This is a genomic window from Neorhizobium sp. T7_12, from assembly GCF_002968535.1.
In the GTDB taxonomy this organism is placed as follows: domain Bacteria; phylum Pseudomonadota; class Alphaproteobacteria; order Rhizobiales; family Rhizobiaceae; genus Neorhizobium; species Neorhizobium tomejilense.
Map to the genome: position 1 here is coordinate 206,304 of NZ_PVBK01000006.1, position 22,941 is coordinate 229,244.

17 protein-coding genes are annotated in these 22,941 nt (G+C 61.7%); 7 read left to right on the top strand and 10 right to left on the bottom strand.

What is annotated here, in order from left to right; genetic code table 11:
* Nucleotides 1-13: 13 nt before the first annotated feature.
* From C5J26_RS16170 to C5J26_RS16180, 3 genes are read left to right on the top strand one after another with little or no spacing between them, the layout of a single operon-like run.
* Entirely contained in the window at nucleotides 14-1,192 is a 1,179-nt protein-coding gene (locus C5J26_RS16170) for a polysaccharide pyruvyl transferase family protein (protein ID WP_105402681.1), read from the top strand.
* Between the two features lie 54 nt (nucleotides 1,193-1,246).
* The gene (locus C5J26_RS16175; protein ID WP_105402682.1) at nucleotides 1,247-2,419 is read left to right on the top strand and encodes a polysaccharide pyruvyl transferase family protein; all 1,173 of its coding nucleotides are present in this window, start codon (nucleotides 1,247-1,249) and stop codon (nucleotides 2,417-2,419) included.
* Between the two features lie 22 nt (nucleotides 2,420-2,441).
* Nucleotides 2,442-3,548: a glycoside hydrolase gene (locus tag C5J26_RS16180; RefSeq protein ID WP_172745878.1), complete on the top strand. Its 1,107-nt coding sequence runs from the start codon at nucleotides 2,442-2,444 to the stop codon at nucleotides 3,546-3,548.
* 64 nt (nucleotides 3,549-3,612) lie between these two features.
* Here the strand turns inward: C5J26_RS16180 and C5J26_RS16185 are convergent, their stop codons facing one another.
* From C5J26_RS16185 to C5J26_RS16230, 10 genes are all read right to left on the bottom strand, one after another.
* Nucleotides 3,613-4,371, bottom strand: coding sequence for a GGDEF domain-containing protein (locus tag C5J26_RS16185; RefSeq protein WP_105402684.1), 759 nt, complete (start codon nucleotides 4,369-4,371; stop codon nucleotides 3,613-3,615).
* A 268-nt stretch (nucleotides 4,372-4,639) separates the two neighbouring features.
* Nucleotides 4,640-6,016, bottom strand: a complete 1,377-nt coding sequence (locus tag C5J26_RS16190) for a M20/M25/M40 family metallo-hydrolase (RefSeq protein ID WP_105402685.1) — start codon at nucleotides 6,014-6,016, stop codon at nucleotides 4,640-4,642.
* A 1-nt stretch (nucleotide 6,017) separates the two neighbouring features.
* The gene (locus C5J26_RS16195) at nucleotides 6,018-8,066 is read right to left on the bottom strand and encodes a hydantoinase/oxoprolinase family protein (RefSeq protein ID WP_105402686.1); all 2,049 of its coding nucleotides are present in this window, start codon (nucleotides 8,064-8,066) and stop codon (nucleotides 6,018-6,020) included.
* Nucleotides 8,053-9,939, bottom strand: a complete 1,887-nt coding sequence (locus tag C5J26_RS16200; protein ID WP_105402687.1) for a hydantoinase B/oxoprolinase family protein — start codon at nucleotides 9,937-9,939, stop codon at nucleotides 8,053-8,055. The genes C5J26_RS16195 and C5J26_RS16200 overlap by 14 nt, the downstream gene beginning before the upstream one ends.
* Nucleotides 9,936-10,943, bottom strand: coding sequence for an NADPH:quinone reductase (locus tag C5J26_RS16205; RefSeq protein WP_105402688.1), 1,008 nt, complete (start codon nucleotides 10,941-10,943; stop codon nucleotides 9,936-9,938). Before C5J26_RS16205 ends, C5J26_RS16200 begins: the two co-directional genes overlap by 4 nt.
* Before the next feature lie 12 nt (nucleotides 10,944-10,955).
* Nucleotides 10,956-11,960: an ABC transporter ATP-binding protein gene (locus tag C5J26_RS16210; protein ID WP_105402795.1), complete on the bottom strand. Its 1,005-nt coding sequence runs from the start codon at nucleotides 11,958-11,960 to the stop codon at nucleotides 10,956-10,958.
* On the bottom strand, nucleotides 11,957-12,973 hold the full coding sequence (locus C5J26_RS16215; RefSeq protein WP_105402689.1) for an ABC transporter ATP-binding protein: 1,017 nt from the start codon (nucleotides 12,971-12,973) through the stop codon (nucleotides 11,957-11,959). Before C5J26_RS16215 ends, C5J26_RS16210 begins: the two co-directional genes overlap by 4 nt.
* Nucleotides 12,970-13,884, bottom strand: a complete 915-nt coding sequence (locus C5J26_RS16220) for an ABC transporter permease (protein ID WP_105402690.1) — start codon at nucleotides 13,882-13,884, stop codon at nucleotides 12,970-12,972. The genes C5J26_RS16215 and C5J26_RS16220 overlap by 4 nt, the downstream gene beginning before the upstream one ends.
* Nucleotides 13,877-14,854, bottom strand: a complete 978-nt coding sequence (locus C5J26_RS16225; RefSeq protein WP_105402691.1) for an ABC transporter permease — start codon at nucleotides 14,852-14,854, stop codon at nucleotides 13,877-13,879. The genes C5J26_RS16220 and C5J26_RS16225 overlap by 8 nt, the downstream gene beginning before the upstream one ends.
* A gap of 121 nt (nucleotides 14,855-14,975) precedes the next feature.
* Nucleotides 14,976-16,628, bottom strand: coding sequence for an ABC transporter substrate-binding protein (locus C5J26_RS16230; RefSeq protein WP_105402692.1), 1,653 nt, complete (start codon nucleotides 16,626-16,628; stop codon nucleotides 14,976-14,978).
* A 285-nt stretch (nucleotides 16,629-16,913) separates the two neighbouring features.
* On the opposite strand from C5J26_RS16230, the gene C5J26_RS16235 reads away from it, so the two are divergent.
* The 4 genes from C5J26_RS16235 to C5J26_RS16250 all read left to right on the top strand — a co-directional run bounded on the left by C5J26_RS16235 (nucleotide 16,914) and on the right by C5J26_RS16250 (nucleotide 22,921).
* Entirely contained in the window at nucleotides 16,914-17,714 is an 801-nt protein-coding gene (locus tag C5J26_RS16235) for an IclR family transcriptional regulator (RefSeq protein ID WP_172745873.1), read from the top strand.
* Nucleotides 17,715-17,892: 178 nt separating this feature from the next.
* On the top strand, nucleotides 17,893-19,614 hold the full coding sequence (locus C5J26_RS16240; protein WP_105402694.1) for a M28 family peptidase: 1,722 nt from the start codon (nucleotides 17,893-17,895) through the stop codon (nucleotides 19,612-19,614).
* A 289-nt stretch (nucleotides 19,615-19,903) separates the two neighbouring features.
* Nucleotides 19,904-21,856 (top strand): SARP family transcriptional regulator, encoded by a 1,953-nt coding sequence (locus tag C5J26_RS16245; protein WP_205412833.1) that lies wholly within the window; start codon nucleotides 19,904-19,906, stop codon nucleotides 21,854-21,856.
* Nucleotides 21,857-21,895: 39 nt separating this feature from the next.
* Nucleotides 21,896-22,921 (top strand): phosphatase PAP2 family protein, encoded by a 1,026-nt coding sequence (locus C5J26_RS16250; RefSeq protein ID WP_105402695.1) that lies wholly within the window; start codon nucleotides 21,896-21,898, stop codon nucleotides 22,919-22,921.
* Nucleotides 22,922-22,941: the final 20 nt, after the last annotated feature.

Consider the following 22,941-nt stretch of genomic DNA (forward strand, 5'->3'; position numbering starts at 1 on the left):
AAGGTCTAGTCGAATGCGTCCGCGAATTCTCGTGACGGGTATTCCTGGTCACTACACGCGCCTTGCCAATGGCGCCCATGGTTCGTCCGTCTCCTATTCAGAGCGGCAGAAGCAGCCGGAAACGAAAGAGGAGTTCCTGCAGGAGCTGAGCAACATCAGCAATACCGGGAACTACCTCATCGGCGAAGGCGCCCTGCGGGCACTCGCTCCGCATGCCAAGCAGGTTCCGTTCTGGCATCTCTACAATCTGAGCAAGAGCGGCAGCGGGTTCGATGAGTTCAACGCCAATTTCGATATCTGCGTCTTCACCTGCGCGAACCTGTTGCGCAAGGGGCTTTCCGCAGATGCCGAGGCGGATGTGCTGAGCCGGCTCAACATGCCGATCGTCATGCTGGGTATCGGATTGCAGAACCGCAAGGACCTGGAAAACAATCTTCCGGAAGGAACTAAGCGGCTTCTGGCCGTCCTGAAGGAGCGAGAGCATTATTTCCTGACGCGCGGCTACGAGTCCGCCGGCTTCCTGAAGGATCAGGGCTTCTCCTTCGTGCGCCCGACCGGCTGCCCCTCCGTCTATTTCATGCCTGACAACATGCGCCGGTCGATGAGGAAGCTTCCGAGCGTCAAGATCGGCCAGGCGAAGACCATTTTTTCGGGCTATCTCGGCGGCAATCAGGATGCGATCGTGGATGCGAACGCGCTCGCTCCGCAAGATACCGTACCGCCATACGTCGTGCAGGACGAGTTCCTTCACTTCGATATGAAGGTAGAGCCCAATGACGAGGGCCGTGTCTATGATTCCGCGTCGGGCCGGATGATCGGCGATCTGACTTATCCCGGCATTGAGCGGGAGAAGCAGCGGTTCGAGGTTCGCACCTTCTTTGACAACAACCAGTGGCGCGGCTGGGCCTCGTCGATGGATTTCAATTTCGGCCGGCGTTTTCACGGCTCGATCATCGCCATGCAGGCGGCCGTGCCCAGTCTGATGGTGGCGGTGGACGACCGCATGCGCGAGATGCTGGGCTTCACCGGCCTGCCGGCTGTCGACATCATGGAGGTCGACAAGGCGGAGAACCGCGCCGAGTTCGTGGCCGACCATCTGTCGCAGCTCAACACGAGCGAACTCGTCGACCGGTATTCCGATCGCGAGAGCGCCTTCCGCACCACGCTTCGCGAAATCGGCATCGGTCTCTAGCGAGGCCCTATCCAGGGGCCTGCGGGCCATCACCCTTCGGTTCAGAGGACAGTCATGCGTATCTTGCTTACGGGCATTCCCTCCTATCTGCAGCGAACGATTGCGGACGTCTCCGGCACGACCGTTATCCATCGGCCCTATTTCGACGAGACGAGGACAAAAAAGGACCTGATCGCGCAGGTCAGGAAGATCGCCAATACCGGCAACTACCTGATCGGCGAGGGAGCGGCCGAGAGCCTGCGCGGCCATAACGTCACCTATCTGCCGTTCTGGCACCTGGCCAACAATCGGGACTCGAACGAGATTTTCGAGCAGGTGAACCGCGAGTTCGATCTGTGCGTCTTCGCCTCCGCCAATCTGCTGCGCCCCGGCTATTCCGCCGATCTCGAGGCGGAAATCTTTGCGAAGCTGACGATGCCGGTCGTGGTGATGGGCATCGGCATCCAGCGCAAGGAGGGCCTCAAGGATCAATTGCCGGCCGGTACGCTCAAGTTCCTGGACGTGTTGCGGAACAAGGAGAGTTTCTTCCTCACGCGCGGTTACTTCACCGCCGAATTCCTCAGGGAGCAGGGGATGAAGTTCGTCAAGCCGACGGGCTGCCCGTCACTGTATTTCTCCCCGAACGATATGAAACGCTCGCTGACCGCGCTCGCCAACCCGGCGCTGGCGGAAGCCCAGAAGATCGCCTTCGGCGGTTATCTTGGCAGCGTTGCCGATACGATCGTCGACGCTCACGCATTGCTCAAGCCCGACAGCGTCGCAAGCTATGTCGTCCAGGACGAACTTGTTGCCTACAATCTTTCCCTGACCGGTGGCGACAGTGACATCGCCTATGACCGGTCGAGTGCGCGCATCATCGGGGGCACGGAATACAAGCATTCGGAGAAATGGCAGCGGAAATACGAGTTGCTGGTCTATTTCGATACGAACCAGTGGCGCGGGGCGATGTCCGAGCGCGATCTCTGCTTCGGCCGCCGCTTCCATGGCTGCATCATCGGCATGCAGGCCGGCACGCCCGCACTGATGATCGCCGTCGACGACCGCATGCGCGAGATGCTGGAATTCATCGGCTTTCCTTATATCGAGGCCTCCACCTGGAATAGGGAGACGGATAAGCGCGCCTATCTCGCCAACTTCCTCGGCAAGATCGACACGCAGGCCGTGATCGACCGCTATTCCGCTTGCGAGGCGAATTTCCGCAGTGCTCTGGGGCAGATCGGACTTTGAGCGGATGACGGTCGCGGTGCAGATGCGCGCGATCCTTGCCTGTGTGCTGGCGGTGTTCTGGGCGTTTGCCCCGGTGCCGCCGGCGGGCGCGCGCGATGTGGCTACCGATCGCATCGGCGTCAACCGGGTCAACCTCGCCTGGCTTTCTCGCGCCGACCAGGAGCGTATACTGAAGGAAATCGCGGCGAGTGGCATCACCCATGTCCGGCTTTCGCTGTCGAGGCCGGTGGACAAGAGCATTGATGCGCTTGAGATCGCCGACCGGTTGGGGCTGAAAATCCTTCTCGAGATCCAGCTCGGCAACAAGGATTATTACCCCCCGGGGGCGCGTCCCCGCACCGGTTTTGGCCGTATCTGGGATGTTCAGCGGCTTTCGGATCTCGACCTCGATCTTTACCGGTCGCAGTTGCGCTCGGCCCTTCGCCGCATCGACGGCATGGGCATCCGCATCGACGCCGTAGAGCCCGGAAACGAGATAAACTACAGCGCCTATAACGGCGACCTCGTCGTCTACGAGAAGCCCGGGCGACGGACGCCGCGCAACGTTTCGGAAGTCGCAGACCGCACGGCCTTCGGGCGCGGGCTGGACGTCTATGTCGGTGCCGTGCGCATCACACGGGAGGAATTGCGGGCGACTGTCCATAGCCGCGATGCGCTTTTGATTTCGGCCGGGCTGTCGGACGTCGGAACCGGCGAGGCCGATAGCCGGGGCATGGAACGGCTCGACCCCGGCGAGTTCATTTCACTCCTGCGGGAGCGAAATATCGACGCGCTGGTCGATGGTTATGGAATTCACCTCTATCCAGGGCGCAAGGACGATGCGGCGCTGGCACGCTATGTCGGAACGCTTCTCGATTTCTGCCGGCCTGAGGGGGAGGGCAAGCCGTGCTGGGTAACCGAGTGGGGCATTGCCAACACTGCACTTTCCTGTCCCCTGGACGATCGCGCGCGGGAAGTGGCGGTTCGTGCCGTGCGCCGCAGCTTTGACGAACTGATGGATGAAGGAAGGCTGAGAGCGGCCTTCTATTATGACTGGGACACCCAAGCGGTCTATAGCGTCTGGCGTTGCGGCACCTTAAGCCCGGCCGGCGTCGCAGCCACGAAAACGGGAAAGGTTGACGCGAAGTAGGAAAATCCACGATCTGAAAGATCGCAAAGGCCGGATATGCGCGGAAGACGCTAGAGTTTCCCGTTCAAGAAAACCGCTCCCGGAATAGGGGCGAGCCAGCTTCCTCCTCCGCGATGGCGGCGCGGTTGGCAGCCTCGCGCAGCGCCTGAAAGTCGGCTTGCTGCTCGACCCTGGTGCCGCCAAGCCGCACCGTCACCAATATCTGGCGCTCCTGCCCGGCTGTGAATGTGGTTTCCTTTATCTGCCCGCGGATGCGCTCGCAGATGTTGCTGGCATTTTCCATTGTCGTGCCGGGCAGATAGATGCCAAGTTCGTCTGAGGCAAGGCGGGCGACAAGGTCACTATGGCGCACGGAAGAATATACGATCCGGACCATCGATTGAAGCAGCGTATCAGCCCATTGTGGACCGTAACGGCGGTCGATTGCATCGAAATCATCAACCTTGAGAACGAATAAGACTCCATCGGAGCTTTCGGTGCTGCTTGTACGCCTGCGTTCTATCGCATGCTCGACCGAATTCGCAAATTCGCCGGCGCGCATTGTGCCTGTGACGGGGTTGCGACTGAGCGCGTGCCGTAGCTCTTCTTGGGTATCCCGAAGCGCTTGGTTACGCAGATAAAGCGCCAATTGGAGCGGAAATGTAACCGCCGCCGATATCAACGCCACGGCTGTCAATTCCACCCAGAGCGGACGTTGGGGAACAAGCAGGCTTAATAACCAAGCAATCGCGATCGCTCCAATTGCGGCGGCGAGGGTACGGAGCATTGCCATCTTGATATGCGGTACGTCTAAAGCTTGGCGAAAACGAAAATTCAGGGTCATCGGTTGAAGGAGCTTTTGCGGTGGAGTGTATCTTTGAAATATTGCGTGAAAATACCACGTGAACAAACCTTATGGTATTTTAACAATGGGCACGAAGAATTTGATCGGAAGGCGATCGGGCCGCAGCGGCGGAATGGCTAGGCGCGGTTGGTATCGATGCAGCGTCGCTACAACCTCTTCCACAGGGAGGAGGAGCGCGAAATGCCGCCGTCCTGCCTTAGCGCCCGGCAAGATTTGTCTCGGCACAAAAGCAGAGGGACTTTTCGCATTACCGCTTCATCTCACCCAGTTTCGTCAGCAGCGCCGCCCCCGTCCTGATGCCTGCAATGAACAAATCCAGCTTGAGGTTCTCGTTCGGCGCATGGTTCGCCTCGTCCGCGTTGGCGTAAGGCACGACGAACGCAGGTTTCTTCAGGATCTTCGTGAACACGTAGTCCGGAAGTGATCCGCCAACGGTTGGGTAGAGCAGCGGCGCGACGCCACGGGCGGTGAAGATGGCGTCCTGGATGATCGGCGCGAATGGGCTGTCCATCGGCGTTTTCGACGGCAGCATGGCGTTGAGCGGTACGAACTCCACGTCCGGCGCATGGGTGGCGACATGCGCCCGTACCTTCTCGAACACGTAATCCGGCGTCAGGCTTTCGACCAGGCGGATGTCGCATTTGGCAAATGCCTCGCAGGGCAGAACCGTCTTCTGTCCCGGCCCGCCGTAACCGCCATGCAGGCCGTTGATGGTCAGCGTCGGGTGGAACATCAGCCGGTCAAAATAACCGCGGTCGAGCGGCTGGTCGAGTTCCTTGATACCGAGATCGGCCTTGATCGCATCGAGATCGAGCGGCAGCTTGTTGACCGCCTCACGCTCCATATTGGTGGGAGGAACGACGACATCATGCAGGCCGTCGATAGTGATCTCGCCTTTGTCGTTCTTCATCGTCGCCAGCAGGTGCACGAGCTTCCAGATCGCGTTCGGCATCACCCCGCCGAAATTGCCGGAATGGGCATCGCGATTGGCGGTCTTTGCGCGTAGTTCGAAGGATGCGACACCGCGTACGCCAAAGGTAATGATCGGCGTATCGGATTCATGCAACGGACCGTCGGAGGTGACGACCAGATCGGCGGTATCCAGCTTGTCGGCGTGTTCGGCGACGAACTCGGCGATATGCGGGCTGCCGATCTCTTCTTCGCCTTCCAGCAGGAAGATGACGTTGCAGGGCAGTTCGCCGGTCACCTTTAGATGCGATTCCAGCGCCATCAACTGAGCGAAGTGCTGGCCCTTGTTGTCGCCGATGCCGCGGGCATAGATGCGCCCGTTGCGGATGGTCGGCTCGAAGGGCGGGCTGTCCCAGAGTTCGTAGGGCTCCGGCGGCTGAACGTCGTAGTGGCCATAGAGCAGGACAGTCGGCTTGCCCGGCTGCTTTTCCATGCGGCCAAGCACCATCGGATGGTTTTTCGTGGAAATGGTGGTCGCCTCCATGCCCATGCCGTTCAGCATGTCGACGAGAATTGCGGCCACTTCCGCTATTCCGTTGTTCTGGGCGCTGATCGACGGGTGGCGGACATAATCCATCACCCGTTCGATGAAGCTCTCGCGGTTTTCCTCGATATGCGCGAAGACGCGCTCCAGATCGCTCTTTTGCTCAGTCATCTCATGCATCCTGCTTGGCTGTCAGAAGAACGGCACCGGAGCCGTGAACCGTGCCGGTCCAGCCAGGTGCAACCAATGTCGTCGTATCGAGCTGGGTGAGGATCATCGGTCCCTGGAAGGTGGCACCTGCACCAAGCGTCGAACGGTCGACGACCGGAACGCTCGTCACGCCGCTTTCGAAATGCACCGGCACATGGTCGACCGGGGTGACGTCGGAACCCTTCTCAAGAACGGCCGGCGGCGGTTCCACCGTTATACCGGCGGCCTCGACGCGCAGGGTCACCAGCTCGATCGCCGCTTCCAGCGCAAAACCGTAGAGCGCCTTGTGCTCGGCGGCAAACGCAGCTTCGACAGCCTCGCGGGTCTCACCCCAGGTAACGGCAAGCTCACCGCCCTGGCCTTGGTACCGCAGCAAGGCGACGGTCGCGATGCGGCGGTCCTTTTCGGCCACGCCTTCGGTCTCGAACCAGGCGGATGCCTGGGTCTTGAGCTCGGCGATAATGCCGTTGGCGATCGCCACATCCACGGCACCGGCTTTCGGCAGCGTGCGGCTGAACTCCGCCTTGAGGTCGGCGGCGAGCAGGCCGTCGGCGCAGAGAATGCCGGGAGCCGGCGCGATCATGACGCGGGAAATGCCGAGCAGTTCGGCAAGCGCGCAGCCATGTAAGGGACCGGCGCCACCGAACGGCACCAGCGTGAAGTCGCGCGGATCGTGGCCGCGTTCGACCGAGACGACGCGCACCGCGCCGACCATGTGGTTATCGACGATCGCCAGAATGCCGCGGGCGGCCGTCGCCGTCGAAAGACCGAGCGGGTTCGCGACCTTGCCGTCGACCGCCTTGCGGGCGGCTTCGACATCGAGCGCCATGCGGCCCCCGAGCAGGCGAGCCGGCAGATGTCCGAGCACGACATGGGCGTCGGTCACCGTCGGGTTCTCCCCACCATGGCCATAGGCGGCCGGGCCCGGCCGGGCACCGGCGCTCTGCGGACCGACGGTCAGCGTGCCGTCAGCAACCTTGGCGATCGAGCCGCCTCCCGCGCCGATCGTCACCATGTCGACCATCGGCAGCGGCAGCGGCCATTCGCCGACCTTGCCGTGTTGGGTCAGCCCGATCTTGCCATCCTTGATGAGGCAGATATCGGCGCTGGTGCCGCCGATATCGACGGTGATGATATCCTTGATGCCGCAGGCGGCGGCAACCGAGCGCGCACCGACCACGCCGGCGGCGGGACCAGACAGTGCCGTCAGCGCCGGAGCCTGGCGGATGGTGGCCGCGCCGGCGACACCGCCATTCGACTGCATCAGCAGCAGCGGGGCTGCGACCTTTTCGTCCTCAAGCCGCTTTTCCAGCCGTCCCACATAGGTGGTGACGCCGGGCATGACGGTGGCGTTGAGCACGGTCGTCAGCGTGCGTTCGAATTCGCGCACAACGGGCAGCACGTCGGTCGAGGTGGTGACGGCGAGATGCGGCAGTTCTGCGCGAAGAATATCCGCGGCGCGCTTTTCGTGCACCGGATTGGCAAACGCATGCAGCAGGCAGACGGCGACGGCCTCCACGTCCATGCCACGGATCGCCTCGGCCGCAATCCGCACGCTGTCCTCGTCCAGCGCATCGAGAATAGCGCCGCCCGCGGCAATGCGCTCGTTGATCTCGACGATGCGCGAGGCCGGCACCGGCCGCTCCGGCTTCACCCAGGTGTAAAGGTTCGCCTTGCGGGGAATGTCCTGGCGGCCGATGTTCAGCACATGGCGAAAACCCTTGGTGGTGACCAGCGCCGTGCGGGCGCCCTTGTCCTCCAGGATCATGTTGGTCGCGACCGTCGTGCCATGCAGGACCTGACCGAGCGAGGAGGCCTCGCGGCCGGCATCGGTCAGCGCCAGGCGGATGCCGTTGAGGAACGCTTCCGAAGGATCGGAAGGCACGCTCGGCGTCTTCGCCCGCCAGACCTTGCCCGTGGCACGGTCGAGAAGCGCAACGTCGGTGAAGGTGCCGCCGATATCGATGGCGACGGAAAGGGACGTATCGATAAAGCTCTCAGGCGAGGACATCGACATACTCCTGACGATGGAATGCACGGGTAGCGGGACGGTTGGCGCGCAGTGCGGCGGTAGCCGCGTGGTCAACCTTGGTGCCCTTCACGACGACGCCGTAGAGGCGTTCGGCGGCCTCGGCGCTGACGAAACCGCCGAGCACGTCTTCGAGAATCGCATCGAGATTGCGATCGAAGGGATGGCCATAGCCTCCGCCCCCGCCGGTCTCCATGCGCAGCACGTCGCCCTTGATCAGCCTGTTGCCGTCCGACAGCGGCGGAACCATACGCTGGTCTGGCCGGCCCGGATTGATGGTGACGCGGCCGGTGCCGCCGCCCATGCCGCCATTGATGCCCCAGGGCGGGTTCTTGACGCTGTCGATGCGCACCGCAAGCATCATGTCTTCCGCGAGGATTTCGTATTCGCGGATGATGCCGCAGCCGCCGCGGAACTTGCCGGCGCCGCCGGAGTCCTTGACGATGCCGTAGGTGCGCAGGCGCACCGGATACCCGACTTCCAGGAACTCGACCGGGTAGTTCTCCTGCGCCACGAAATAGACCGCGTCGATGCCATCCGAATCCGGCCGCGCGCCGTAACCGACGCCGATGCCGTCGGCGAGCAGGAAGCGCTTCAATTCGCCCGCGTCATCCTTGTAGTTGCCGCGCATGATGGTGATGACATAGGCCGAATTGGAAGCCGGCGCCTTGCCGCCCGCCGTGTTGACGAGGCCGTTCAAGGCCGACAGCACGCGCATCATGGTCAAGCCACGCATGCCGAGTGCCGCGGGGAAATTCGGCTGCAGGAAGGAGCCCTGGCGCAGGTTCACGGCGTCCAGCGCCTGCGGGCCGCCGGCATTGCACACCTGGCCCGGATCGCCACCGAGGTAGAAAAGACCGAGCGCCATGCCCGGCACACCGCGGTTCATCAGGAAATTGACCGGACCGGGCGCCTGATCGTCGGACTCGGTCGCATCGAAGGTGAACTTGTCCTCGCCATTCGCCAGCTTCTCGCGGGTCAATGCGAGGCGCATCTTGAACGGGCCGTTGCCATGGCCGTCGCTGTCGATCGCGTCGGTGAATTTATGGGTGCCGTAATCGAAGGTCTCGGCCAGCTTGGAGCGCACCAGCTTGCGGGTGCGGGTCAGAAGCTGTGCCAGCGCATCTTCCACGACATCGGAGCCGAAGCGGTCGAGGATCTCGCCGATGCGCTTGACGCCCACATCGACGCTCGCCATCAAGGCGCGCATGTCGCCGACGCTCTGTTCGGGAAAGCGGGAATTGCGGTGGAAGATATCAAGCGTCGCCTCGTTGGTGACGCTCCCATCCATCAGCTTGGTGACCGGAATGATGATGCCTTCCTGATAGATGTCGGTCGCATCCGGGCTGATCGAACCCGGCCGCATGCCGCCGATATCGGCGAAATGCGCCCAGCTCATCACGAAGGCGCAACGCTTGCCATCCTTGAAGACCGGCGCCAGCAGAACCTGGTCGTTGGAATGCGAAACGGCACCGCGCGAACCGTAGCAGTCATTGTACCAGTAGAGATCGCCAGGCTTCATCGTATCGGCCGGGAACTTGTCGAACACCGGGCCGGTCATGTCGCCGAAGACAGGCACCATCGACCCGACCGCCATCACGCCGTCGCCATCGAAGAGCGCGGTGTAGAAGTCTTTTTTCTCGCGGATAAAGGCGGAGATCGCGGTGCGCTCAAGCAGCGCTTCCATTTCCGACTGGGCGGCAGCGATCGCGCCACGGATGATTTCGAGCGAGACGGGATCGCAGACGGACCCTTCCGGTTTTACCACCCTGGCGGGCGTGCTTTCGCTTTCCTTGGGATTGTACATCTTGGAATCCTCGTTGGATGCTGTGGAATGGATCGATCGGGTGCTCATTGGGCAGCTCCGATCAGAACGACGACATTGCCAAGGCCACCGCGCTCGACGCGCTCATGGGCCTTGGCGATGTCTTCGAGTGGGAATGTCGCGCCGATGGCGACCTTGAGCCTGCCGGCATCGGCAAGCTCGGCGATCGTTCTTTCACCCGCCAGCCGCTGATCCTCCGGGATCAGAAAACCCTGGATGAAGCGCAGGTTGGCGCCCTTGGCTGCAAAGGCGTAGTAGGGAAGCACAGGCGTCGGATTGCTGCTCGACGAATAGGAGGCAACGGTGCCGTTGCGTTTCAGCACGGCCGCGTCGAGCTCCAGGTTTGCCCCGAAATCGACCTCGACGACGCGATCGATGCCCTGGGCCCCGGTCAGTTCGAGGATGCGGGCGGATACGTCTTCGCACTTGCGGTCGATCGTCGCAAAAGCGCCGGCTTGCCTTACGTGGGCCGCAGCTTCCGGCGTGCTGACCGTACCGATCACCCGCGCTCCGCCGGCAACAGCCATCTGCACCGCGAAATGGCCGACCGCACCGGCCGCACCGTTCACGAACATGGTCTGGCCGGCAACCGGGCCATCGGCGAAGACGGCGCGATAGGCGGTCATGGCCGGCACGCCGAGATTGGCACCGTCGGCGAAACTCAGGCTATCGGCAAGCCTCACCGCCTGATGGGAGGCGATTGCGATAAACTCGGCTGCGGTGCCGAACGCGCGGCCCGCTTCGCCATATCCGCCCTGGGCATTCCACATCCAGACCCGTTCGCCGATGCGCGCCGGATCAACGCCCGCGCCGACACCGACGATTTCGCCGGCACCATCCGTATGCGGGATGATCAGCTTGTGATCCATGCCCATGCCGCGCCAACCGCCCCGGCGTTTCACGTCGGCCGGATTGATGCCGGACGCATGCACGCGTACCAGCACCTCGCCGGGACCGGCGATCGGTGCAGCCATCTCAGCCACGGAGAGAACCTCCGCGGCAGGACCGGTGCGTGTGTAGGAGGCGGCAAGCATCAACAACTCCAATCAGTACAGGTGGCAGGCCACGGTGCGGGTGCCGACCAGCTTCGGCAGAGGTATCTCGGCCGCACAGCGTGCATGGGCCGCCGGACAGCGGTCGCGAAAAACGCAGCCGGAGGGTGGATTGCGCGGGTCCGGCGCGCCGCGGCCGATCGGCAACGGCTCGTGGCTCTGGTCGGGATTCGGCACGGGGACGGCGGCGACCAGCGCCTTGGTGTAGGGGTGCAGCGGCTCGCGGACGATATCCTCGGTCGGCCCGTCCTCCATGATACGGCCGAGATACATGACGATCGTCCGCTCGCAGACGTAACGCACCAGCGCCAGATCGTGGCTGATATAGATGGCGGTGAGGCCCAGCCGGTCGCGGACGTCGCGGAAGACATTGAGCACGCCGGCGCGCACGGAAACGTCGAGCATCGACACCGGCTCGTCGGCGACCACGAATTCCGGCTGCAGGATCAGTGCCCGCGCCATGACGACGCGCTGCAACTGTCCGCCGGACAGGTGATGCGGATAACGGTCGAGGAACTGCGCAGGCTCCGGCAGTTTCACCAGTTCAAGTGCGGTGATGATCCGGCCTTCGCGCTCGCGCCTCGGAATGTCGGCATTTTCCAGCGGCTCGGCCAGCGTCTGGCGGATGGTGAAGCGCGGATTGATCGCATCGAACGGGTTCTGGAAGATCAGTTGCGCCTTGGAGCGGAATTTCTTCAACCCGCTGCCGCGCACGGCGCCGATTTCCTCGCCGTCGAAATGGATCGTGCCGCCGGTCTTTTCCTCGAGCTTCAGCAGCAGCCGGCCCATCGAGGTCTTGCCGCAGCCGGATTCACCGAGCAGGCCGACGCTCTCGCTCCGCCGGATATCGAAGCTGACGCCGTCGACGGCTTTCACCACCGTCGATTTGCCGCGCATCGCCGCAAACGCACCGCCGACGGCATAATGCAGCTTGGCATCGAAGACCGAGACCAGGACATCCGGTTTCTTGTTGACGTTTTTTTCGGTGGCGGGATTCATGCCGGGGCCATCCATGTCTCCGTCTTGGCGGCTTCGATACGCAGCGCAGCGCTCTCGTTAGCACGATGGCAGAGCACCGGGTGATCCGGAGCAACGTCAACGATCGGCGGCTCGGTGCCGCAGATGTCGAGCGCGAAAGGACAGCGCGGCTTGAAGCGGCAGCCGGCCGGCGGAGAGGCGAGGTTCGGCGGTGCGCCTTCGATCGGCGTCAGGATGCCGGCTGCGGCTCCCTGCAGATCCGGGAAAGCGTTGCGCAGGCCCATCGTGTAGGGATGCGACGGTGCCGTCAGCGCCGCCTGCATCGTGCCGGATTCAGCCACCTTGCCCGCATACATGACGACGGTACGGTCGCAGATATAGGCGACGACCGAAATGTCGTGGGTGACGAGGATGACCGAAACGCCGAGCCGCGTCTGCAGCTCTTTCAACTGGTCGAGGATCTGCCGCTGCACGATGACGTCGAGCGCCGTCACCGGCTCGTCGGCGATGATCAGCTTCGGGTCGAGGGCGAGTGCCAGCGCGATCGCGACGCGCTGGCGCATGCCGCCGGAGAACTGGTGCGGATAGTCGGCCAAGCGATTGGCATCGATGCCGACCATCTCGAACAGTTCTTCGGAACGGGCACGTGACTGTTTGCGGTTCAGGCCGCCGCGGCGGCGCAGCACTTCGTCGAGCTGGTATTCGACCGTGTAGACCGGATCGAGGGAGTTCATGGCGCTCTGGGGAATGAAGGCGATGTCGCGCCAGCGCAGCGCATTCATCTCCTTTTCAGGGATCTTGGCCAGATCCTTGCCGTCAAACAGAATCTGGCCACCGGTGATTGCCGCATTCTCGGCAATCACCCGCGTCAGTGCCCGGGCAACCGTCGTCTTGCCGCAGCCGGATTCGCCGACGAGCCCGGTGATCGAGCCACGTGGAATGTCGAAGCTCGCGCCATCCACGGCATGGACGAAATTGCGCCCCACCTGATAGCTGACCCGAAGATCTCTGACGGAAAGAAGAGGTTCGCTCATCGGCTCAACTTCGGGAAGAGGATGTTTTCATAACCGCGGGTGATGAAGAAGCCCGCGCTGACGACGAGGATGATGCAGATGCCCGGAGGCACGAACCAGTAGAAGGCCTGTTTGGCGAGCGCCTGGCTGGCAAACGCATCCTGCAGCATGTAGCCCCAGCTGATCGAGTTTGGATCACCGAAGCCCAGGAAACTGATCGATGCCTCGGTCAGGATCGCCCAGCCGATCGCGATCGATCCGTAAAGGAAGGACAGCGGCAGGATGTTGGGCGCGATATGGCGCAGGATGATCTTGACGTCGGAAGACCCCGCCACCCGCGCCGCCTCGACATAACCACGGGTGCGCAGCGTCAGCACCTGGCTGCGGATGACGCGGGCGGTATCGCGCCACAGCACCAGTGCCATGGCGATGACGACGTTCCAGATCGAAGGTCGCAGGAAGGCCGCCAGCACGATGACGAATGGCAGGAAGGGAATGCCGAAGGCGATATCCGCAAGCCGCATCAGGATGGCATCCACCCAGCGACCGAAATAACCGGCGACGAGACCGATGACCGAGCCGATCAGTGCCACCATGAACGCGGCGGTGATGCCGATCAGCAGCGCCGAGCGGCTGCCATGGACGAGTTGCGAGAAGATGTCCCGGCCGAGGCTGGTGGTTCCCATGAGGAAACCATCTTGCCCCGGCCGGAGGTCCGCCGCGAGATCGTAGGCTGGCGTGTAGAGAATTTCGGTCGGGTCATGTGTGGCGATCTGATCGGCGAACACGGCGACGACGACGAACACCAGATAGATGAGGAGACCGGCGACCGCGAACGGGTCGTTCATCGGCAGTCTCAGTGCGCGAAACATCCGGGCAATAATATTGGGGCGTCTCGGCTTGGTGATGGCGGGTGCGGCGATCTCAGGCATGGGAAATCCTCGGATCGAGGAACGCATAGAGCAGGTCGGCGAGCAGATTCATGAAGATCACCACGAGCGCGATCATCAGGAAGGCACCCTGCGCCAGCGGATAGTCGGAAGCGGCAACGGCGTTGACCAGTTCGCGGCCGAGGCCTGGCCAGGAGAACACCGATTCCACCACGACATTGCCCTGCAGCTGATAGCCGACGGCGATCGCAAACGAGGTCATCACCGGCAGCAGCGCGTTGCGGGCGGCGTGACGCACCACCACGGTCCAGGTCGACAAGCCCTTGATGCGGGCCATGGTGACGAAATCCTCCTTCATCACGTCGAGCATGTTGGAGCGCATCAGGAGAAGCGGCAGGCCTTGGCTGTAGATCGCCAAGGTCGCCGCCGGCAGCGCCAGATGGGCGAGGAAATCGCGCGAGGTATAGAGATCGAGAAAGCCGGAATATTCGTTGCCCGGGGCGCGCGTGCCGCCGGCCGGCAGCCAGCCGAGCGAAAACGAGAAGATCGCCAGCATCACCATGCCGAGCCAGAACTCCGGCATGGCGCGGGTGGTGAGCACCAGCGGAATGGCCGCCTGCTCCACCCAGCTGCCGCGGCGCCAGGCGAGATAGGCGCCAGCGAGAATGCCGAAGACATAGGCGACGATCAGCGAGGAGAAGGTGAGGATCAGTGTGTTCGGCAGCAGGATCCAGATGCGCTGGCCGACCGGCTCGCGATAGCGAAAACTCTGGCCGAGCTCGCCCTGCAGAAGATTACCGAGATAGATCAGGTATTGATGCCACAGCGGTTTGTCGAGGCCAAACTGGGCCATCAGCTGCTGCTGCTGCTCGAGCGTAAAGGTCGGGTCGATATAGGCGGCCATCGGATTGCCCGGCATCAGCCGGAACATCAGAAACAGGATGGTCACCACCGCCCATAAAACAAGTGCGAGCTGCAGCAACCTGCTGCCCACAGCCTTGAAATTCTTCATCTGAAAAAATTCCTTCTCTTGGCTCGGCGCCGCCTTGGGAGGACAAGGCGAGGCTGCCGATGTCAAGCGTCAGGCAAAAAGGGAGGCGGCGCCTGGGAGAACTCACCGCCTCCCATGAAGATTACTTGGCGGCGATGGTTTCCTTGGTGTCACCCGGATAACGCAGCTTGCCGCCTTCCAGCGTATAGCCGGCATCCTTCAGGGTCTTGGCCGCAACGGCCTGACCGGTCTTGAAACTGTCGACGACCGACTTGTCATGCCAGAACTCGAGCGCCGGCGAGACGATGGAGTTCGAACCGACCGCGAAGCTCTTGTAGGCAGCCTTGACGATCAGCTGGCGGTCGACCGCTTCGGAAAGTGCGCGACGGAAGGCCGGGTCGTTGAAGGGCGCGCGACGTTCGTTGAAGGCGATGTAGCGGAAGCCCATGTCGACGGTGGAAACCACTTCCAGGTCGCCATCTTTCTTGGCCGCATCGATGAGCACCTGCGGATCGCCGGTGAACTCGCCCATGAAGTTGATTTCACCCGAGCGCAGCATGCCGAGCGCGGCTTCGGCATTCGGTACGATACGCAGGATCCAGCGATCGACTTTCGGCGCCGCGAAGTGATCCTTGTTGGCTGCAAGCGTGACGGATTCGTTTTTCGCCCAGCTGGTGAACTTGAACGGGCCGGAGCCGATCGGCATCTGTTCCTGATAGCTTTCGGCAGTCTCTGGCTTGGCGGCGAGGTCCTTCAGGATCGGTTCCCAGATGTGCTTCGGGATCAGGTTGACCTTGGCAAGGCTGGACGTAACGAAGGAGGCGGCCGGCTTCTTCAGCTTGAAGGTGATGGCGTCGCCATTCGTGGTGATCGAGTCGATGTTCGTCGCGAAGGGCTTGTACATCGGGGCTTCGCCGCCGACCGCCGCCTCGAACGAGAACTTGACGTCATCAGGCGTGACCGGCTTGCCGTCATGCCACTTCATGCCGGACTTCAGCTTCACGTCGACCGTGGTGCCGTCCTTCCAGGTGAAGCTCTCGGCGGCCCACGCCTTCGGCAGGCCATCCGGGCCGACGCGCAGCAGGCGGTCCCAGACGAGTTCGGTGATCCAGCTGTCGACGCTGCCCGAGATATAGAGCGGGTTGATCGCCTTGATATTGTCGGACGAGTTGATGATCAGGTCCTTCTTGGCACCCGCGGGCTCGACACCGAGGAAGGTCCAGGTGTTGCGGATGCCGATACCGCTCTGGTTGACGACCGATTCCGGCTTCCAGACGGTCTTGTCGAAAGCAAAGGTCGACTTCGGATGCACGAGCATCATGTAGGGCTGATCCTTGGAAAGAATCTCCTGCGCCTTGAAGACCAGCGCCTTGCGCTTGGCCGGATCGATCTCGCCGCGCTGGGCTTCGGCGGTCGCATCGTAGTCCTTGTTCAGGTAGCTCGCGAAATTGTAGCCGTCCTTGGCGGTCGAGGAATGGAAGAGGTTGAAGATGAGCTCGTCCGGATCTGAGCGCTCAGGACGGCCGACCATCTGCCAGGCGGTGGAGTCCCACTGGTCGCGCTTGTACCAGACCTCGTCGGACATCTGTTCCCAGGGGATCGCCCGGACTTCGACATCGAGGCCAAGCTTGCGCCATTCCTGGGCGATCAGCTGGACGGACTGGAATTCTGCCTGCTGGCCGGCCTGCGGACGGGACAGGACGGTGATCTTGCGGATCGGATCGCCGGCCCATGCGGGCAGTGCGATGGCCGTCACCACAAAAGCTGCGAATGCACTTCTCAAAAGGGACTTCATGGTCGTTCTCCTCTGAATAGCTTGACTATTTTCTTATGTGGCAAAGGGTTTTCTCCCTCCGCATCGCAAATCCGAAATCGGCCTTCGAACACGTTTCCCGCGCGTTCAATGCCGATACTCAATCCACAGAATAAATCCATGAGCGCCTTTGAAGGGTTTGCAACCCGGCTCTCGTTGTTTTATTGTGTGAAACATCGTTTCGCATTGAGAGCGAGTAAAACACATTCCAAGAAGATTGCAAGAAGCTTCAAGCAATCCAAATCAGATGCCGGAGGAGACCATCCGATGACCGAACCAAAAGACTACAAGATCGCGGCCGTGGACCGGGCGCTGGCCCTTCTCGAAGCCCTTGCCGATCGTCCGGACCAGGGCGTCACGTCGCTTGCCAAATCTCTGGGGATGACCAAATCGCTGGTCTTCCGCCTGCTCTACACCCTGGAGGAGCGCGGCTTCGTATCGCGCGATCCGGAGCGTGCCGAATTCTCGCTCGGCTACCGCATCGGCGTACTCGGCGAGCGCCTTGGCAAGGACGGCGCCCTGCTTTACGCTGCCCGGCCGGTCATGGATGCGCTCCGCGACCAGACATCCGAGAACGTCAACCTTGTTGTGCGCGAAGGCCTGAAGACCTACGTTCTGGCAACCCGCGCCGGCCGCCATTCGATCCGGCTTTTTGCCCAGGCGGGACGCAACGGCCCATTGCATGCGGGCGGCGGGTCGCTGCTTCTGCTGGCTTACGCAGATCCGTCGGTCATTGATGCGGCCCTTTCCCAGCCGCTTGAAGCCTTCACGCCCTACACGATCACCGACCGGGCTAAACTACGCCAGGCACTCGAACGCATCCGCGCCAACGGCTACAATATCGTGCTCAACGATCTCGACGAGGGCGCCTTCTCCGTCGCCGCCCCGATCACCGGCGCCGACGGCACCATCATCGCCTCGATCTCGGTCGCCGGCGCTGTGGCCCGTTTCGACGAGGAGCGGCGCGAAAGCCATTTGAAGGCCGCCCTCGACGCCGCTGCGGAAATATCCGATCGTCTTTCGATCCATGGCCCGGGCGAAAACGGCCTCGTGAAATCAAGGGCTTGAGGCCCGATAGAACCTGTCTCCAATCATCCGGAAATTCGCGGGCGCTTCGGCGCCCGTTTTCGTCAGTGCGATTTCTAGCCCTTCGAAGCCGCTTGCGGGGTCCCCCAACCTCTGTTAGCGTTTTCAAGTTTTGTGAAACATCGTTTCACTAGATAAAACAAGTTGGGGAGTGCCGGATATGAACGAGATCGAATCTGCCGTTCTGGGAGCGGTGAAGCTGGATGAACCCTGGGCTCTGGTAGAGAGCTTTGTGACCTACAAGCGTGAGCATCCGACCGATGTGAACCGCGCCATGGACGAGGTTGCCGCGCGGCTCGCCAAGCACGGCGTCGAAGTCAAGATGCATGAGGCCGACCTCTTCCTCAGTTTACCCGGCCTCGCCCGCGTCGAAGCAGGGGATAAGACCTTTCGCGCCAAGCCGCCGTCCTATTCGCTGGACGCATCGAGCGGAGTGAGGGGCGAGATCGTTTACATCGCCAGCCTGCAGCCGAAGGCGATCTCGACCATGTTCGAGAAGACCGTCGACGGCACCGGCGAACTCGCCGCCCGGGTCCGCGGCAAGGTGGTTCTCTCGGAAGGTTTTGCCAATCCGGGTCTCGTTTCGCAGTTCACGGAACTCGGCGCGGTCGGCGTCATCGCCATCAATCCCGGCGTCGACATCCACTGGGGCACCTGCACCACCGTCTGGGGCACGCCCGATCTCGACGACCTGCCGCGCAAGCCGTCGATCCCGGCCGTCGCCGTCAACCGTGAGAGCGGCGATGCGCTGATCGAGCTCGCCAGGACCGGCGCCGAGGTCACCATCTTCGCCGACATGGAAGAGGGCTGGTTCAAGTCGAAGCTGCCTGAAGTGTTCATCAAGGGCACCGAGGAGCCGGACAGATACGTCTTCCTGCACGGCCATCTCGACAGCTGGGATGTCGGTGTCGGCGACAATGCCACCGGTGACGCGACGCTGCTCGAAATCGCCCGCGTGCTGTGGGCCAACCGCGACAAGCTGAGGCGCTCGATCCGCATCTGCTGGTGGCCCGGCCATTCGACCGGCCGTTATGCCGGCTCCACCTGGTTCTCGGACAATTTCGCGCTCGATCTCGACGAAAACTGCGTCGCCTCGGTCAATTGCGACAGCCCCGGCTGCCGCTGGGCGACCGAATTCATCAATCTCTGCATGATGACCGAGACGGAAGCCTTCCTCTCCGACGTCATCGAGGAAGTGGCCGGCAAGAAAGCCGAGGCCGAACGCCCGCATCGCGCCGGCGACTATTCCTTCAACAATATAGGTCTGTCGAGCTACCTGATGCTGTCCTCGACCATGACGGAACGCGACCGCGAGGAAAAGGGCTACTACACGGTCGGCGGCTGCGGCGCCAATATCGCCTGGCACACCGAAAACGATACGCTGGAGATCGCCGACAAGGACATCATGCTGCGCGACATCAAGGTCTATCTGCTGGCCGTGCTGCGCAATGCCAATGCAAAGATCCTGCCCTTCGACTGGCGTGCGACGGCACGAGAGTTGATCCACACGGTCGACACCTACCAGAAGAAGGCCGGCGACCGCTTCGACCTTTCGCCGAGCCGCAAGGCGGTCGAGTCCCTGGCCGAAGCACTCGCCGCATTCTACGCCGGGATCGACAGCGGCAAGATCGAAGCGAAGAGTGCCAATCACGTGATCCAGAGGCTCGCCCGCATCCTGGTGCCGCTCAACTACACCCGCGAGCAGCGTTTCCGCCACGACCCGGCCCTGCCGATCCCGGAACTGCCGGCCATCTCGACGGCAGCCGATCTCGACAAGCTCGGCCCTGAGAAGCTCGGTTTCGCCAAGACCCAACTCGTGCGTGGCCAGAACCGGGTGATCTCGGCGCTGCGCCAAGCAGAACAGCTGGTTCGCGCTGCCTGATCGTCAACACCTGGACAAAAGCCCGCGCCGGGAGACTGGCGCGGGCTTTTTTTGCTCACGGCTTCACCTCGACGACCTAGCATCTGTCATTCTCTCCTCACGACTGCATCTGCCGGCTGCTCTTGCCAGCCTGGTGGCAATATAGAGTTGCATTTGTCTGAGTTGAATTCATGGATTCGTGTCTGTCGCCGGCATTCGCAAAGCTCGACGTCTCGACTTTAACGCTGTTTTGACGCTGCTTTGACAGCGGCGCGCTAGGGCAGATTTGCGGTTTCCAAGGATGCTTTTTATGCTTCAGTTCGTCGATGGTCACAACGCTGACATGCGCTGCCGAATCGCAGGTGCGCCTGTAGCGCTCTTGTCAAGGGCCGCTTTTGTGTCAGACTGTCTGCTGGACGGGCAGCCCAGGTTCGATGAGATGATCGAGAGGGGCACAAGACGAGTTGGGCCAATGGATCGCATGGATGCAAAACATGCAGTGTTCCGGATGTACCTGCTTGGCCCGTTCAGTCTCGTCGACAGCAAAGGGAAATCGGCCACACCCAGGTCCCAGAAGGCTCAGGCAATTCTTGCAATGCTTGCTCTGTCTGCGCGGGGATCGCGCTCGCGGGTTTGGCTGAGAGACAAATTGTGGAGCGACCGGTCCGAGGATCAGGCGGCTGCCAGCCTGAGGCAGGCCCTGCTCGATATTCATAAAGCCCTGGGTTCGTCTCGAGATCTGATCATCGCTGACAAGAACACCGTGTGGCTGGACATGGACCGCATCACGCTCGACACCGAGGAGATGCTGCGCAGCGAGCGCCTGGTCGATCAGATCACCGACGAACTGCTCGAAGGCATGGATATCCGCGATCCTGAATTCGAGGACTGGCTGACGGTCGAGAGACAGAACTGGTACCGACGCATCGAAGAAGGGCGCGTCGATGATGTGTTCGAACCTCGGCAGCAACCTCGCCGCGACGTCAGCACGCTGTCAGCACTCTTGCCTTTGACAGGCCTGCCTGACCAGCGCCCGACCAATATCCCCTCGGCAGCTGCGGGCAATGATCCGGACAAGCCGCCGTCGCCGGACAATATTCAGTGGACCATCGCTCTCCAGCCGCCGATCGTCCTCGGCGCCGGAGATGGGGGGCAGATCGCGGCATTGCAGTTTCAGAACCTGCTCGCCAAGGCGATCTTCGACGGATTGGGGCTCGGCATCACCGATCTCTCCTTCGACCCGCATCTTGGGCAACCGGATCGAAAGATGGGCCTTCCGCTGTGCCTTCAACTGCGGCTGACGTTCGATGGCAGTCAGGTGCTGGTGGAGCTGGCGATCAAGCATCTGCTCGACAACCGGATCATATGGCTTGGCAGCCGTATGATCGGTCGCACCCAGATGGAGCGGTCCGAATACGGCGTCGCCGCGGCTCTGATCAGCCAGGCGGTCGACCAGTTGTCGCTGTTTCATGAGTTGAGCGCCGGCGACGGCCGCCTGACCCGCGATGGTCTCTTCATCGATGCGGTCAACGCGATCTTCCGGCTTTCGAGAGGCGATCTCGAAAAAGCGGAAAAGCGGCTGCAGGAGCAGATTCAATATCAGCCGCGAGCATCTGCCTTCGCCTGGCTGTCCTTCATCCGTACATTCCAGGTCGGCCAGCGCTTTAGCGCGCTGGACGCGCATGTGATCGAAGAGGCCCAGGCCTATGCGCGAAAGGCTCTCGAACTCGATCCCAACAACTCCGTCTCGCTGGCGCTGGTCGGGCATGTGCATTCTTTCCTATTCCGGGAATACGACTACGCAGCCGGTCTGTTCGAGAAGTCGATCCGTCTGAACCCGGCCTTGCCGCTCGGTTGGGACCTCTATGCCATGCTGCACTGCTATGCGGGGCAGCCGGAGAAAGCCAGTGCAATGGCGCGGTGGGTGCAGGAACTCGGCGTCTACAGCCCTCATAAATACTATTTCGATACGACGAAATGCATCAGCGCCGGGTTGGCGGGAGACCACGTGGCGGCAATAGCGGCAGGCGAGGATGCCCTGCATTCCCGCCCGAACTTCAATAGCCTGTTGCGCTATCTCGCTTCCAGCCACGCTCACACGGGCAATTTGGAGGCTGCACATCAGTATGTGGAACGGCTTGATAAGGTTGAAAACGGGTTCTCCATAACCTCGTTTCGCGGCACGGGCTATCCATTGCTCAACACCGGCGGTGGAAAGCTGTTGCTCGACGGCCTGATCAAGGCTGGCGCCAGAATTCGCTAAGGCAACATTCACGATGATCTCATTTGGGGAGGTTGGGGTATGGTAGGGGAAGCAAATTTGGAAGAACAATCAAAGATTGTAGATTTTCTGAATTCTTATAAATTTAGAGTTGAACCGGATACGGTTCTCCCTTGCGAACCGAGGCCTGTCGAGGCCATTCCGGTGGCGGTGGAGCCGTCGCCCCCCGTTCCGCCTGCGCCTGCTCATTTGCCCGAGGAAGACCTATCCATAGACGAGCCTCCGTTGATGATGTCGACGATGGCGGCAGCTGCCTCGGTTCTCAACAAGGGCGTCGCCAACAAGTCGGTTCTCAACAAGGCCACGCTGAACAAGAACAAGAATAAGAACAAGAATAAGAATAAGAACAAAAACAAGTCGACGATGGATGGCGCGAGCCTCGGCGTGTCGCAACTCATCCCGGCGTTCGAATTGCGCCGATTGCACCAGCAGCCGTCGCGCAACGCGTTCACGGCCGCGCGGCGCTTTACATGGGAAATGCTCGACATCCCGCCACCACCCGGTCCGGATTACACCCGGCTGGAAGCGGCGGTGTTGCTGTCCATGCAGCGGCGCGATCGTGAGCGGGCGCGGCGATTGCCCGACATCCAGGCCGAAGCGACCATTTCCGTGTCGGAATTTACCCGCGCCTTGTACATCGAGGACATCGGCGGGTACGAACAGACCGAGGGCTTGTTTCAGGCGATCTTGACCGCCTGCGAATATGTCGGGCTTCTCTACAAGAGCCAGTTCAACAGGCTCCGGCCGAACCAGTTCGAATCCCTGTTGCGACCGCTTCTGCCCGTGCCGGTGCACGAATCCTATCCCAGCAACCATGCCTTCCAGTGTTTTTCGATTGTATTCGCTTTCTCGACGATCCTGCCCGAACATCCGGCAACGGACGAACTCGCCCGCATCGCGCAGAACGTCGCTGAAAATCGCGAATGGGCCGGATTGCATTATCCGAGCGACACGCAAGCCGGCCGGGACCTGGCGCGGCGTTTCGCTCCATACCTCCATGATGCGTTCGGGCCGCTTTTCCAGGCGGTCCACGACGAATGGGTTTGAGGCCGATTTTATTCTTTGGG

Excerpts from the sequence above, each read along its gene's own strand:
- C5J26_RS16170 (WP_105402681.1), top strand. The coding sequence starts at position 14 with ATGCGTCCGCGAATTCTCGTGACGGGTATTCCTGGTCACTACACGCGC.
- C5J26_RS16175 (WP_105402682.1), top strand. The coding sequence starts at position 1,247 with ATGCGTATCTTGCTTACGGGCATTCCCTCCTATCTGCAGCGAACGATT.
- C5J26_RS16180 (WP_172745878.1), top strand. The coding sequence starts at position 2,442 with ATGCGCGCGATCCTTGCCTGTGTGCTGGCGGTGTTCTGGGCGTTTGCC.
- C5J26_RS16185 (WP_105402684.1), bottom strand. The coding sequence starts at position 4,371 with ATGACCCTGAATTTTCGTTTTCGCCAAGCTTTAGACGTACCGCATATC.
- C5J26_RS16190 (WP_105402685.1), bottom strand. The coding sequence starts at position 6,016 with ATGACTGAGCAAAAGAGCGATCTGGAGCGCGTCTTCGCGCATATCGAG.
- C5J26_RS16195 (WP_105402686.1), bottom strand. The coding sequence starts at position 8,066 with ATGTCCTCGCCTGAGAGCTTTATCGATACGTCCCTTTCCGTCGCCATC.
- C5J26_RS16200 (WP_105402687.1), bottom strand. The coding sequence starts at position 9,939 with ATGAGCACCCGATCGATCCATTCCACAGCATCCAACGAGGATTCCAAG.
- C5J26_RS16205 (WP_105402688.1), bottom strand. The coding sequence starts at position 10,943 with ATGCTTGCCGCCTCCTACACACGCACCGGTCCTGCCGCGGAGGTTCTC.
- C5J26_RS16210 (WP_105402795.1), bottom strand. The coding sequence starts at position 11,960 with ATGAATCCCGCCACCGAAAAAAACGTCAACAAGAAACCGGATGTCCTG.
- C5J26_RS16215 (WP_105402689.1), bottom strand. The coding sequence starts at position 12,973 with ATGAGCGAACCTCTTCTTTCCGTCAGAGATCTTCGGGTCAGCTATCAG.
- C5J26_RS16220 (WP_105402690.1), bottom strand. The coding sequence starts at position 13,884 with ATGCCTGAGATCGCCGCACCCGCCATCACCAAGCCGAGACGCCCCAAT.
- C5J26_RS16225 (WP_105402691.1), bottom strand. The coding sequence starts at position 14,854 with ATGAAGAATTTCAAGGCTGTGGGCAGCAGGTTGCTGCAGCTCGCACTT.
- C5J26_RS16230 (WP_105402692.1), bottom strand. The coding sequence starts at position 16,628 with ATGAAGTCCCTTTTGAGAAGTGCATTCGCAGCTTTTGTGGTGACGGCC.
- C5J26_RS16235 (WP_172745873.1), top strand. The coding sequence starts at position 16,914 with ATGACCGAACCAAAAGACTACAAGATCGCGGCCGTGGACCGGGCGCTG.
- C5J26_RS16240 (WP_105402694.1), top strand. The coding sequence starts at position 17,893 with ATGAACGAGATCGAATCTGCCGTTCTGGGAGCGGTGAAGCTGGATGAA.
- C5J26_RS16245 (WP_205412833.1), top strand. The coding sequence starts at position 19,904 with ATGCTTCAGTTCGTCGATGGTCACAACGCTGACATGCGCTGCCGAATC.
- C5J26_RS16250 (WP_105402695.1), top strand. The coding sequence starts at position 21,896 with ATGGTAGGGGAAGCAAATTTGGAAGAACAATCAAAGATTGTAGATTTT.